Origin of the sequence: Paenibacillus sp. FSL K6-1122 (assembly GCF_037977015.1) — a bacterium.
Taxonomy (GTDB): Bacteria; Bacillota; Bacilli; order Paenibacillales; family Paenibacillaceae; genus Paenibacillus; species Paenibacillus amylolyticus.
Genome location: NZ_CP150272.1, coordinates 5,165,904 through 5,178,731 on the forward strand (window position 1 = coordinate 5,165,904; position 12,828 = coordinate 5,178,731).

Consider the following 12,828-nt stretch of genomic DNA (forward strand, 5'->3'; position numbering starts at 1 on the left):
CTTGACATCTGTTTAGTGTACGGATACTGGATTAACTACCTCTGCACCCTCGGGTGAAGTCAGTCTGTCCTTCATCAACAGACTGATGAACAATCCCAGCAAACCCAGTGCAGCAATTACTGCGGCATACAAAGGCACTGAGATAAGTCCCGTATGCGTAATTGCATACCCACCCATATAGGCACCAGCGGCATTTCCCAGGTTAAATGCCGAATGACTTGAGGTTGTCGCCAGCAGCGGCGCTTCGCGGGTCATATTCATAATCCGAATCTGAAGTCCCGGCATTATACCAAACGCGGCTACACCCCAGAAGAATATGGTGATTACCGCGAGATAAGGATTCTCTAGTGTAATCGTAAGTGCAGCTAACAGAACAGCTAAGATCCCAAAGTTGACGATTAACGAAGGCATCAGCTTCCAGTCTGCCAGACGGCCGCCAACCAAATTGCCCAAGGTTACACCGAAGCCAAACAACACCAGAATCCAGGTCACACTTTGCTCTGCAAAGCCGCTGATATCCACAAGCATCGGCGTAATATAGGTGAAGACTGTAAACAAACTTCCGCACCCCAACGCCCCAATAAGCAGAACCAGCAACACTTGTGGACGAACCAGATTCCGAAATTGCTGTCCGAGGTTCGCTGGTGCTCCTTGCGGGAGGACGGGAATGAAACGAATGATACCAATCAACGAAATGATGCCCAAGATCGTAATCGCCCCGAAAGATGACCGCCATCCAAGCTGTTGCCCGATAAACGTACCAAACGGAACGCCAATAATGTTGGCAATCGTTAGCCCCGCGAGAACAACCGATACCGCTCCTGCCCTTCTCTCGGGCGCAACAAGCCGCGTTGCCATGATTGAACCTACACCAAGGAACGTACCATGAGCAAATGCCGTTAATATCCGTGCTGAGATTAACAACCCATAGGTGGGAGCAATAACGGACAATGCGTTCCCGATAATGAAAATGCACATCAGCAGTACCAGCAGTTTTTTCTGCGGAATCTTGTGTGTAAATACGGTCAATATCGGCGCACCTACCGCTACACCAAGCGCATATCCCGTAATGAGTTGTCCAGCCTGCGGAATACTTACATTCAGGTCTGTTGCCACATTGGGCAGCAAGCCCATAATAATAAATTCAGTCATACCAATCGCAAAAGCCCCTATCGTCAGGCATAACAGGGATAATGGAAACGCCCCTCGTTTACCTGACTGCGAAGCCTGTGGTTCTGTTGTGTGTCCTGTGGTGCTCATAGATGTTCTCTTCTCCTGTCTCTAATCAACGATTTTCTGTCGCCTTCAACCACAAGGCATCTGTTAGTTGTTCGAACGTTTCACGCATAGCCAGCTTGTCCCGCCAGTGTGCCGGAATACCACTCAGTCCATAATAAGCACCTGCGATCTGCCCATACACCGCACCTGTAGTGTCCGCATCATCACCCAGATTAACAGCTAACAACGCGCCTTCTTCAAAGCTTGATGACTTATGAAACGCCCATAGTGCTGCTTCAAGTGAACGAACCACATAGCCGCTGCCCTTAATTTCTGGCGGTTCTTTGCTCTGATAGGAACCCATAACAACCTCTTCAATAGCAGGCGAAAAAGTAGGTTCTTCCCTCCACTGTCTGCATGTCTCCGGCATCAACATGACGCTCTTGTTCGCTCCGCGCAGACCGGCAACAATTATGGCGGCCAGCACTTCACATGCTTCCACACTTTCCGTTGCAGCATGTGTTGTCCGGGAGCTCAGCCCGGCATAACGAACCGCCTCGTTTGGTTGATTAGCATAAGCCATCGCGACAGGTGCAAGCCTCATGATAGAGCCATTGCCCGCTGTCATCGGGTCAATTGATCCGCTGTAGGCTTCTCCAGTTATCTCAAACCTCTCCAAGGCACTTCTTGTGGCCCCGCCGATATCAAAGCAATCGCCTGTGCTGCTCATATACCCGACCTTGTACCAATTGGTGTATCTGCGCATCTGATCCGCAGGATCAAAGTCTGCCTTGCGTACCAGACTTTCTGCCAGACACAGAGCCATGGATGTATCATCTGTCCATTGCCCTGCCTCCAGCCCGAATACACCGCCACCCACGATATCCGTTACGGGTTCAAATGTGCCCGGGCTGCTGAATTCCACGGTAGTTCCCAACGCATCACCCGCTGCAAGCCCGATGAAGCAGCCATTGAAACGGTCCTTTTGCAACATGCTTGTCTTCCTCCCTTACTCCATATACTTTCAGAATCTTTCTTCCATTCTCCCACAGGGCCTGATCTGGCGTAAAGCTAATAAAATCCAATAAATTCAGCTCCATTTCTTCTATTATAAAAGTGTCGAAAGCTGTTGAACGGCCAGACTATCCAATTTTCATAAAAAAATTTTTATTTTTTTGAACTGTAAAAACAGTTTATTCAGTACACCGCTTACATGCAAAAGGGTTAACGGTTTGCAACGTTCATCATTTTCTGAAAACAAATCATACACGTGAAAATTTTCAATGTAAACAATCATGACGCGCTTGACCCTTCGGTTTGTCCTATGTTACGGTTTTATTAGCTTCAAACGCATATTTTTTCCCAAATTAATATTCATTTTCGGTTTATTGCGTCAACTAATATCCCGCAGGTTAATGAATACAGGGAATGAATTTGCAGAAAATTTTCATTTTTTTATTTTATCCCCAAACTAATTCTGAAACAGGAGGAACAAATTTATGATTAAGGCACTGGTGTTTGATTTCGACGGAACGATTATTGATACAGAGACAGCATGGTATATTGCTTTTCGTGATGCTTACAAGGAACACGGCGTAGATTTAACCCTGGAGATGTATTCACAATGCATCGGTACCAGTCTGAAAACATTTAATCCATATGAGTACCTCATCACAGATTTGAATCTTCCGATCGATCGGGAAGAGTTCAGGGAATCCGTTCAGTTGCAGCACGCTGCATTGATGAACAAAGAAAAGGTGCGTCCTGGTATTCAGGAATATCTTGAACAAGCACGTGAAGCCGGACTGAAACTCGCTGTAGCATCCAGCTCCAAACGGGAGTGGGTTGAACAACATCTGGAACAACTGAAACTGAAAGATTATTTTGAAGTCATTCGTACGGCAGATGATGTTGCAAATGTGAAGCCTGACCCGGAACTCTATACTCAAGCACTTGAAGCCCTTGGAGTAACTGCAGACGAAGCCGTAGCGATTGAGGATTCACCTAACGGCGCGCGTGCAGCTGCTGCGGCTGGTATGCACTGCGTAGTCATATCGAATACCATCACAGGAACACTGGAATTCGATATGCCTCACCAACGGCTGTCTTGCTTGACTGACCTTACATTTAACGATTTGATTTCGAAGCCACTCGTCACTACCGTCTAAGGTCTGCACGAATTTCGCGATTTAATCCTTAAAGGGGGAGTTCACACATGAAAGCTGTACATTTTGGTGCGGGCAATATAGGCCGCGGTTTTATCGGTCATATGTTGTCCGCTTCCGACTACGAAGTCTGCTTTGTCGCACGTAACCCGAAGAAAATCTCCATGCTTCAAGAGAGACAGGAATATCCGATTACACTTGCCAATAGAGATCAGGACACTACGATTGTCAACAACGTGACGGCTATTAATGTGAATGAGCAGAATCTGGTTGCTGAAGAGATCGCTTCAGCCGATGTGATCACAACCGCGGTGGGTGTATCTGCACTCGGAGATATCGCCGAACCGATCGCCAAAGGCATTCAACTTCGCATGAAAAACAATAATCAGGCTCCACTGCATATTATCGCTTGCGAAAATGCCATCGGTGGTAGCACCAGGTTGAAGAAACGCATCTATCCGTTTCTGGATGAACAAACTCGCAAAAAAGCCGAACGTTATGTTTCTTTCCCCAATGCAGCTGTGGACCGGATTGTTCCGGCTCAAAACCACAAAGACCCGCTGCAGGTCACTGTTGAACCTTTTTACGAATGGGTCGTTCATCGTCCAGCACTTCTGGATGGATTTAAGAAAATAGATGGCGTCCACTATGTGGATTCGCTTGAACCTTATATCGAGCGTAAAATGTTTACGGTCAATACAGGCCATTGTGCCGCCGCATACTTCGGCTATCTCGAAGGATTCAAGACGATCCGCCAGGTGATGAGTAATTCCACCCTTCGGGCCAAAGTGCGCCATGTTATGGAAGAGACCGGTCAGATGCTTATCCAGAAGCACGGATTCAACGCTCAGAAGCATAACAAATATATCGACACCATACTGGAACGCTTCGCCAATCCCAACCTGACGGATCAGGTCACCCGGGTCGGACGTTCCCCCCTTCGCAAGCTTTCGCCTCATGATCGGCTTGTTCGCCCAGCGCTGCAGGCCAGTGAATTCGGAATTGAAATTCCTCATTTAACTTCTGCTATGGCGGCCGCAATGCTGTTTAATGACAAACGCGACGAGGAAGCCATGAAGCTACAACACATGATTCGCGAAGATGGCGTCTCCGCCTTCATCCGTGAACACATGGGAATTCCCGACGAACATCCCGTTCATCAGAATGTAATCGCCCGTTATCAAGAACTCAGAGGGCGCAAGGAATCGACTATACTAACCTGATTAACGGATCAGGGCATGGGTTCGATCCTGCAAACTGAATAGAAGCACGGCCAAGAAGCCGGAAGGAACCTATGCAGCTGCATCGCTCCTTCCGGCTATTTGTCTATGCACGGCACGGTACATCCTATCTATATTGTAGTAACGTTAATAAAACAGCGCATCTCCTCTCTCAAGGAAACACGCTGTTTAGGGAATCTTTTTAATTTAATTTTCTACTCATTCATAATGGAATTGAGGGATGCATATACCATGGGCAGGAAACCTTCCGAAGGTTCACCAATAGGTGCTTGGATGTGGAAAATGAAACCATTGCCGTCCAGTTCTTTGACAATAAAGTACTCTGTTTTCTTATCATTCTGGGACATCATGTATAATCTTGCATCCTTCATCGGGCCGTTGCTGAGTTGTTCAGCTGTTAACTGCTTCACTTCTCCGGTCTCGGACAGCTCTTCCTTGGCATCCATCTTCAGCGCATCCAGATTGTAATTCGCCGGCAGCTTCTCAATCTCTACCTCATAATCCGGATCAATCTTCATTGTTAATTCATGGTCTTCGGCGTCAAAAGCCATCGGTTCAAACACATAAAGTGAATAACCTTTCGCTTGTGCCAGTGTCACTGGACGTTTCTCGGTCATTCCTTCTACCGTCACTTCCAGCTCTGATGTCTTCGGACGATCGGACGTTACTGTACCGCCTGCATTGGAACCGTTATTTTCATCACTAGATTCAATCTTTGCAATCTCTGTAAGTACCAACTGTTTCGTTGTTGCATCAATCGTTTTCTCTACATATTTGAAACGAACGGAATCTTCGTCATCGATATCATCCAGAGACTTCTGCAGATCTTCGCTCACCTGGAATGACATCGGCTTCTCATTCACTCGAATCTCCACGGTATGTGGATCAGCCCATCCAGTCAGAATACCTTCTGCTTCAATTGTAGCACTTTCATTTGGTTGTTGCTCCGGTGCTGGTGACTGTTCTTCCGTATTATTCACTGTTGGCTGTGCAGCAGGATTACTGTTCCCACAAGCCACAAGCGAGAATCCCATAAGTAAAACCAGGAGTGATGCACTGACTTTCATTGTATTTCCTTTTCGCATATGAACACCTCCGTTAGCTTATACGCAATGATGCTTGTCCATGTTGCTTCTCATCCATTGGCTTGGCTGTATACTAGTACTTACACGGGAGACAGGCAGCTCAATCATGCAAAATATCTGAATCGTTGCTCAGATCCTCTACTCAGCTGGCCTGATCCATCTGTACCAGTTTGGCATTGGCTCCGTTAAATGCTTTGGTCTGGAGGTTAAATTGCTTTCGGAATTCAGCAAGCTTCGCATATTCGCTATTCCGTACCCGAATGGCTCGCTTAATCTTAACCAGATTAGGTTCTGCACTTTCTCTCATCAGATCATACAACTGCTCATCGGCACTCAGACTCAACTGATACGAAGCAACAAAATTTTCCAATGCACGTGCTCTTGCTTCATATTGATCCAGCACCTTTTCAGCCTGTGCCAACGTTTCTTCTTTTTCAAATGATAGTTCTTTCAATGAACCGCGCAGGGCCACCGTCTTCTCGTTGGTCTGTTCCATGGCCTCTTCCGCCTGTTTCAACAACGTTCTTCGTTCATGGATATGATCTGCTGCCTGATCCAGCAGTGCTTCGAGATCACTGTTTTTGTTCTTGCCTTTGTCTAAAATAGACTTGTATAACTTCATATCTTCCTGCTCATGACTGGTCAGCGTCTTCAAACTCTGATCGATCTCCTGACCGCTGAGCACCAATTGGTTTATCTGATTTGCCGCAGGCTCCTGCGGATCTCCACAACCACACACCAGCAGAATTAGCAATACACTAACTGCCGCAAGCGCCACTTTTTTACTCGTTAGCACCAAAGTCCTTCCTCTCTTGCATCATCTTGTTGTTATATTACAAGCGGGTATCTCCGCTAAAATTGGCTACCCAGTGTGCATCCGGATCGTATACTTCGAACTCGTAACCCCGATCTTCGAGTAACTTCAGAATGCGTGGTAAAGCATGAACCGTCTGCTCCCGCTCATGCATCAGAATCACTTCCTTATCCCGATGTACACTTTTGCTCACCCGGGCCACAATCTTGTCCGGCTGACCGGGAAGATTCCAATCGAGTGAATCTGTCGTCCAGTCCCACATTTTGAATCCGGCCGCCGCAATGTCACCTCTGAACTTTTCACCGATCTGTGGACTGCTGCCATAAGGTGCACGAATAAGATGAGGTGTAAAACCAATCAGGTCCTGCACCATCTTCTGCTCTTTCTTGAACTCTTTCACAAAGTTTGCCGAGTTGCCGCTCTTATACAGCTTTTTATAGTTATGCGTCATGCTGTGAAGTCCAGGATAACTGCCTTCCTTCAACAGCCGTTTCACCGCTTCTGGATGCTGATTCAACTGACGTCCGATCATGAAAAAGGTAGCCTTCGCCTCATGCTGCTTCAATATATCCAGCAGTTGTTCCGTATATTCAGTTGGCCCATCATCAAACGTTATGTATGCCAATTTGCGAACCTGGCCCTGGAACCGTGCCGGCTCCTCCTTCGCATCCGGAGTAACTTGTATCATGCCGAGCTTGGCCGGCTGTTCGATTACAGTAATCGGAGGCGGCGCCACAACGCTTTTGATCCAATGCGTCATGCCAAAGAATACATATGTAATACCGGTAACGAACAGTACCAAGAGCATTAGAGCTATGATTACCCTTCCATACCGGATTTTTCTTCGTTTATGTGTTTTCGTGCGACTTGTGCTAGGCGGAATACTGCCACGCTCTCCCGCTCTCTCTTGTTGAACTCTCACTGTCATGCCACTTCCTTACTTTCATTTTTTCCCGATTATTGGTATATTATCTCGTTTCATGTCTCTATATAGAAGATTAATAGAAAAATGGATCGGGAGAATGACAGAATAGTTACAAGCCCGGTTACAATCTACTTATCTCTTCGTTCTCTTTATCTTTCCTGCGGTTGTCTTCTCCTGTATAATGAAGTGATTTACGCTATCAGACTTCAAGAAGGAGCTACACCCATGACAAGCTTGAACCGTGCCGGCAGATCCATCTATCTGTTATTCTTTGTCGGCATTATCGCCATTTCTTTCTCTTCGATCTTTGTACGCTGGTCTACCGCAGATGTTGCGGTCATTGCCATGTACCGTCTATTTCTGACCAATCTGCTGATGCTGCCTTTTGTCTGGAAATACAGACATGAGATGATGCGTCTGAGCTTACGGCAGTGGGGCTTGCTGCTTGCATCCGGTGTGATGCTGGCCCTTCATTTTCTGCTCTGGATGGGTTCGCTACGGCTCACCAGTGTTGCCAGTTCCACAGTTATTCTCGCGCTGGAGCCTATACTGATTCTTGCCGGTTCGGTATGGCTGTTCAAAGCCAAAATTAACCGCATGATGATCATCGGCATGGGCATCGCCCTGCTTGGATCAATCGTCATTGGTGCAGGAGATTTCCAGTTGGAAGGTACTGCCCTGCAAGGTGATATCCTGTCTTTACTTGGCACAATTGCAGTTGCTGTCCATATGCTGCTGGGTCAATTTTTGCGAGCGGGACTTAGTGCATTTTCGTATAACTTCTGGGTTTTCTTCGTAGCTGCTTGCACGCTGGCGGTATATAATCTGATCATGGGCCACCCGTTCGGGGGTTACGCTGCGTCAGAGTGGGGAATCTTCCTGCTGCTCGCCATTGTGCCGACAATCTTCGGACATTATCTTTTCAACTGGCTGCTTCAATATATGAATGCCACGACGGTATCCATGGGCGTACTTGGGGAACCCGTATTCTCTTCATTACTGGCCTGGATGCTGCTCGGCGAATCCCTCAGTGCATTACAGATGTCTGCCGGGGTCGTCATTATATTCGGGGTATGGATCTTCATTCGATATGGCAAAACCAAACCTCAACCCATTCCTGCTGATGCTCCTATCGCTGGCAAAGGGCCTGTTGAACCTACTACGGTATAACGTATTCATACGTAATGCATAGTTATGAACGACTCTACCACTCTCATAAGGCGGTGTATTTTGATGAAAAATATTGTATCCATGCGCTGGCTGCTCGCCAGAATGTATGAACCGGATGTAGTTATTGCAGATTGCCGATTCTTGCTCGGTCAGCCGGAGACTGGAAGACAAGCCTATGAAGCTGGACATATTCCAGGAGCTGTCTATCTCGATTTGGAAAAAGATCTGTCCGCTCCTGTGTCTTCGCACGGAGGACGTCACCCACTTCCTGATCCGGCTGTGCTCGCAAGTCGTCTCTCCAAAGCTGGCATCGGCTCCAATAGTCGTATTGTTGCTTATGACGATCAAGGCGGGATGAATGCATCTCGGCTATGGTGGCTGCTTCGCTATATCGGTCATGAACAGGTGTATATCATGGACGAAGGTTTCTCCGCTTGGAAAAACGCCAAATTCCCAGTGACCGCGGATGTGCCAGTTCAGATCCCGGCTTCTTTTGAGGTGAATGTGCAGCCAGCCATGCTGGCAAGTGTTGAGGATGTTCAGCAGGCTTCGGCAAATGACAGTGCCGTGCTAATTGACTCCCGTGATGCTCGCCGTTATGCGGGTCTGGAGGAACCGATTGATGCCAAGGCCGGACATATTCCGGGTGCGGTGAATTATTTTTGGAAAGATGTGTTGGATTGGGACGGACGTTGGACAGATACTGGGGTGTTAGAAGAGCGTTTCAGTAAGCTGGACAAGGATGGTGCGATTATCGTGTATTGCGGTTCTGGCGTCTCGGCCTGCCCTAACGTGATTGCGCTGGAAGAAGCGGGATTCTCGAATGTGAAATTGTATTCCGGAAGCTGGAGCGACTGGATTAGTTATGAGGAAAATCCGGTGGCTATAGGCGATGCAGAATCGCACAAAGACGTATAACAGTGTATAGATGTTGAATACATCGCTAGGTGGGTTATCTGCCCCGGCGATGTATTTTTCTATTTTTGGTCAACATCGAGTCAACAATACAACCCTTTAAGTATTTAAAAGCACACAGAAGTAGACCTAAAGTGGCAGCTTTTTTTGATTCATGATAACGGAAAAAACCGTGATGGACATCTGTCCACCACGGTTGAATAATGAAATCTATTATTGCTTTTTACTTAACGATACATTAGCTGTTAACGTCTTATCGATCGTCGTCCAGTTGACATAAGCACCTAATATTTCATTAATAACAGAAACCGGAACTACGGTTTCGCTATTTAAAAGCTTAGGTACGTTACTATTGAACACTAGTTTATCGTTAATTGAATACACATCTGAACCAATTTGAGCACTTATATTTTTCGTACCTAATTTGATTTGCGTTGAACGCGTCTTATTATCCCATTCTACTGTGCCGCCCAATAGCTCCGACATTGTTCGAATCGGTACGTAGAACTCATCGTTATGAACAACCGGTTTGATTGTCGTACCACCCACATTCATGGCAACGTCAACATATTCAAGGAAATCGGTCTTTCGAATGAGTCCATGAACCCCTTTCGTTCGGTCTACCACCTGAGATACTTCATAATCCGTTGCCGCCGATAGGTAAGCATAAGCTACACCTCTATCCATATCAAGCTTATCGGATAAGAATTGAATCGATTCACGTACGGATTCTTTCATGGCTTCATCCAAATCAGGGTCCAGTCCAATTGGAATCCAATAATCCTCGGTTTCAGCAAAGGGTTGCGTGAATTCTCCGCTGTGTGGTAGTGATGGATCACCTTTCTTTAACACCGTTAACCGAACTGTCCCCCTTAAGGAAGCTTCCAATGCAGTTAACGCTACTTCTCCATCTCCTTGAGCAAAGTGTGGATCTCCAGTATAGAATAGCCCACCTTTAACTTGAATCGGATAATAAATAGTTGCACCAACACCCAACTCATTAATATCCATATTGCCTCCTGTTTCAATAGGTGGGATAGAACTCACAACTTCACTGGTATTTGGTGCAACCCCCATAACACCTAGAAACGGGTTAATTGGGAAACGTACATTTTTGCCAGCTTTTGTTGGTAATACTCCATACCAATTGCCGTTGATTTCTTCAATAGGCGTAAATATAGATACATTATTATATAATTCTGGTTTTGTTGCGCTAGCTCCCTCTTGTGGGCCTGTATTTTCTGGAAATTCGTTAGGAAGGGCACCTTTACCATGGCGGTTAGAAATGACACCATATGGAACTCGAGTTTGCAACGAAAGGACTTCTACTTTAAGAACATCTCCCGGCTCCGCTCCCTCAACCGCTACTGGCCCAGTGATAATATGAGGGCCGTCTTTTACATAATCATGCTTAATCTCAGAAGCCGCAATCACCTTCGCATCATCCAACACTCCATCGGGGGATATCCCGAATTTGCCGAAGTACTCCACTGGATTTCTCCCTTGATCCTCTATCAGTCCCTCATGCGATACTGTATCAAATGTTACAGCACTTCCTGATGGTACAGTAAGAATCGGAGAGCTGTCTCGATTAGGCAGTGATCCCCAGCGAATGTTCTCAATCGCAGACGTTACATAATAATTACCTTCTACCTTATCAAGGGTTGTTGGTTGCAGTGGCATACTAAAACCCACTGAAGGTAGAGCAAATGTAAACATACTTATAATCCCTACTGAAACTCCAAATTTCCTAATCGTTCGGTTAATAAACATTATGCTCCCCCTCTATGATATGTAATATTTTCTAACACAAATAAACACTAACATATAAATACATTTACAACAATATTATTTTGTTAACAAACATAACATTAAGGAGCTATTTTTCAAGAATAAACTTATAAACATAAACAATATGTTAATATACTTATCATATGGAAGGCGTGTAAAACTAAAATACTCCTAGTAACTTAAGGATCCATCTTCAGAGATTTGAACAAACGAAATTAAGTTACAGGAAAACTATGTATGTCTTTGATGTTTATGAACCCGCCCCAAGAATACTACTGCACTCCGGTTCAGGCTTAATCACCTGTCCGCACGTGATTGCACTGGAAAAAGCGGGATACTCAAATGTGAAGTTGTATTCCGGAAGCTGGAGTTACTGGATTAGTTATGAGGAGAATCCGGTGGCTATCGGGGAAGAGTAGGTACGGAGCACAAGTCTGCAGGATCTCAAAAACAAATACACCGCCATGCAGGCTGATGCCTGGGGCGGTGTATTTTCTAGTGCCTGAGCGTCACTCGGGAATATGGGAGAGATAGAGGCATGTTTCATGGGGAGACTGATCCAACCAAATCCTTTCTCGCTCAATGAAACAGGATCTGCAAAAGAAAATGAGGAGAAGCATTCATGAGTCCATGTATCAAGATAATCACCCATATTTTACGATAGCGGGCCCATAAATAACCAAGAAACAGACCTGTAACCCCATGATTTGCAATTACTGTTGCCACATCAATATCCCAATGACCATTTCCTTGAATGGCGACATGCCAAATGGACCATAGTATTGAAACTAGTAGTATGGCGGGCCATCTTCCAAGCAACGTCTCCAATCGGGTTTGCAGCCATACCCGATAAAAAACTTCCTCCAATACGCTATTGATCATAAAACCAATCAACACCAAGAGAAGTAATTCTGTCATATCGGTTGCTACGATCTCTCCTTCTGGTTGTGCAATTGGAGAATAGAACTTTAGATAACCCCAGACCAAAATAACGATTAGTGGTACGATGACGTGTCTGCGAGTGCGAGGTTTTACCGAGATAATGTCTTGATGCCCGCCAGCCATTTTGCGATAAATCAGCAATAAAATCAACGGAGTGAACAATAATGTCGTTAACTTGAACGCCAAATAATATAGCTGGAAATGTAATCCTTGCTGGTCTATCGTTATCAGAGAAACCGTAAATAAAACGCCTGACAGCAATAATACAATCGATTGAACGACCAAGTGCTGTTTCTCCATTTGTTGGAAAATTGAGGAATCATGACTTTGATAAGGAATCATATGGATTAGAAAAATACCAAGGAATGCCGGTAACATACTATGCCATATTGGAATCACTTCCTCATGATCAGCCGTGTACCTTATATTCAAATTTCCGGTCCACACTAACCACAATACAGCAGCAAATATAATGATCATACATAATAAGCCGATTGCCTTTCCCCATGCTGGAAGCATTACTTTGAATTGCTGATTCATTCCAATTGCACTCCTTTGAGTG

General features: G+C 45.7%; 11 protein-coding genes and 1 pseudogene. 5 read left to right on the forward strand and 7 right to left on the reverse strand.

Annotated elements, in window-relative coordinates:
- Window positions 1-12 precede the first annotated feature (12 nt).
- A complete protein-coding gene (locus tag NSQ20_RS23185) occupies window positions 13-1,260 on the reverse strand; it encodes an MFS transporter (RefSeq protein ID WP_340030958.1) in 1,248 nt (415 codons plus the stop codon).
- A gap of 25 nt (window positions 1,261-1,285) precedes the next feature.
- Entirely contained in the window at window positions 1,286-2,212 is a 927-nt protein-coding gene (locus NSQ20_RS23190) for an ADP-ribosylglycohydrolase family protein (RefSeq protein WP_340030960.1), read from the reverse strand.
- Window positions 2,213-2,717: 505 nt separating this feature from the next.
- On the opposite strand from NSQ20_RS23190, the gene NSQ20_RS23195 reads away from it, so the two are divergent.
- Window positions 2,718-3,386: an HAD family hydrolase gene (locus tag NSQ20_RS23195; RefSeq protein WP_036615249.1), complete on the forward strand. Its 669-nt coding sequence runs from the start codon at window positions 2,718-2,720 to the stop codon at window positions 3,384-3,386.
- A 47-nt stretch (window positions 3,387-3,433) separates the two neighbouring features.
- The gene (locus NSQ20_RS23200) at window positions 3,434-4,606 is read left to right on the forward strand and encodes a mannitol-1-phosphate 5-dehydrogenase (protein WP_340030962.1); all 1,173 of its coding nucleotides are present in this window, start codon (window positions 3,434-3,436) and stop codon (window positions 4,604-4,606) included.
- A gap of 212 nt (window positions 4,607-4,818) precedes the next feature.
- Here NSQ20_RS23200 and NSQ20_RS23205 read toward each other — a convergent pair whose 3' ends face one another.
- The 3 genes from NSQ20_RS23205 to NSQ20_RS23215 all read right to left on the reverse strand — a co-directional run bounded on the left by NSQ20_RS23205 (window position 4,819) and on the right by NSQ20_RS23215 (window position 7,445).
- Window positions 4,819-5,709 carry a hypothetical protein gene (locus tag NSQ20_RS23205; protein ID WP_340030964.1) on the reverse strand — a complete coding sequence of 297 codons (891 nt, stop codon included), beginning with the start codon at window positions 5,707-5,709 and terminating at the stop codon, window positions 4,819-4,821.
- 142 nt (window positions 5,710-5,851) lie between these two features.
- Window positions 5,852-6,505: a YkyA family protein gene (locus NSQ20_RS23210; RefSeq protein ID WP_340030965.1), complete on the reverse strand. Its 654-nt coding sequence runs from the start codon at window positions 6,503-6,505 to the stop codon at window positions 5,852-5,854.
- Window positions 6,506-6,542: 37 nt separating this feature from the next.
- Entirely contained in the window at window positions 6,543-7,445 is a 903-nt protein-coding gene (locus NSQ20_RS23215; protein ID WP_340030966.1) for a polysaccharide deacetylase family protein, read from the reverse strand.
- Between the two features lie 228 nt (window positions 7,446-7,673).
- On the opposite strand from NSQ20_RS23215, the gene NSQ20_RS23220 reads away from it, so the two are divergent.
- Window positions 7,674-8,618 carry a DMT family transporter gene (locus NSQ20_RS23220; protein WP_340030967.1) on the forward strand — a complete coding sequence of 315 codons (945 nt, stop codon included), beginning with the start codon at window positions 7,674-7,676 and terminating at the stop codon, window positions 8,616-8,618.
- A 63-nt stretch (window positions 8,619-8,681) separates the two neighbouring features.
- Window positions 8,682-9,536: a sulfurtransferase gene (locus NSQ20_RS23225; protein ID WP_340030968.1), complete on the forward strand. Its 855-nt coding sequence runs from the start codon at window positions 8,682-8,684 to the stop codon at window positions 9,534-9,536.
- A gap of 210 nt (window positions 9,537-9,746) precedes the next feature.
- Here the strand turns inward: NSQ20_RS23225 and NSQ20_RS23230 are convergent, their stop codons facing one another.
- Window positions 9,747-11,306, reverse strand: coding sequence for an acetamidase/formamidase family protein (locus NSQ20_RS23230; RefSeq protein ID WP_340030969.1), 1,560 nt, complete (start codon window positions 11,304-11,306; stop codon window positions 9,747-9,749).
- A gap of 287 nt (window positions 11,307-11,593) precedes the next feature.
- Between NSQ20_RS23230 and NSQ20_RS23235 the strand changes: the two are divergent.
- Window positions 11,594-11,743: pseudogene (locus NSQ20_RS23235) on the forward strand (sulfurtransferase); the annotation flags it as partial.
- Between the two features lie 160 nt (window positions 11,744-11,903).
- Here the strand turns inward: NSQ20_RS23235 and NSQ20_RS23240 are convergent.
- Window positions 11,904-12,806 carry a CPBP family intramembrane glutamic endopeptidase gene (locus tag NSQ20_RS23240; protein WP_076254351.1) on the reverse strand — a complete coding sequence of 301 codons (903 nt, stop codon included), beginning with the start codon at window positions 12,804-12,806 and terminating at the stop codon, window positions 11,904-11,906.
- Window positions 12,807-12,828 lie beyond the last annotated feature (22 nt).

Bases quoted from the DNA above. Each gene is read 5' to 3' on its own strand.
- NSQ20_RS23205 (WP_340030964.1), bottom strand. From the start codon at position 5,709: ATGCGAAAAGGAAATACAATGAAAGTCAGTGCATCACTCCTGGTTTTA.
- NSQ20_RS23240 (WP_076254351.1), bottom strand. From the start codon at position 12,806: ATGAATCAGCAATTCAAAGTAATGCTTCCAGCATGGGGAAAGGCAATC.
- NSQ20_RS23200 (WP_340030962.1), top strand. From the start codon at position 3,434: ATGAAAGCTGTACATTTTGGTGCGGGCAATATAGGCCGCGGTTTTATC.
- NSQ20_RS23185 (WP_340030958.1), bottom strand. From the start codon at position 1,260: ATGAGCACCACAGGACACACAACAGAACCACAGGCTTCGCAGTCAGGT.
- NSQ20_RS23195 (WP_036615249.1), top strand. From the start codon at position 2,718: ATGATTAAGGCACTGGTGTTTGATTTCGACGGAACGATTATTGATACA.
- NSQ20_RS23220 (WP_340030967.1), top strand. From the start codon at position 7,674: ATGACAAGCTTGAACCGTGCCGGCAGATCCATCTATCTGTTATTCTTT.
- NSQ20_RS23230 (WP_340030969.1), bottom strand. From the start codon at position 11,306: ATGTTTATTAACCGAACGATTAGGAAATTTGGAGTTTCAGTAGGGATT.
- NSQ20_RS23190 (WP_340030960.1), bottom strand. From the start codon at position 2,212: ATGTTGCAAAAGGACCGTTTCAATGGCTGCTTCATCGGGCTTGCAGCG.
- NSQ20_RS23225 (WP_340030968.1), top strand. From the start codon at position 8,682: ATGAAAAATATTGTATCCATGCGCTGGCTGCTCGCCAGAATGTATGAA.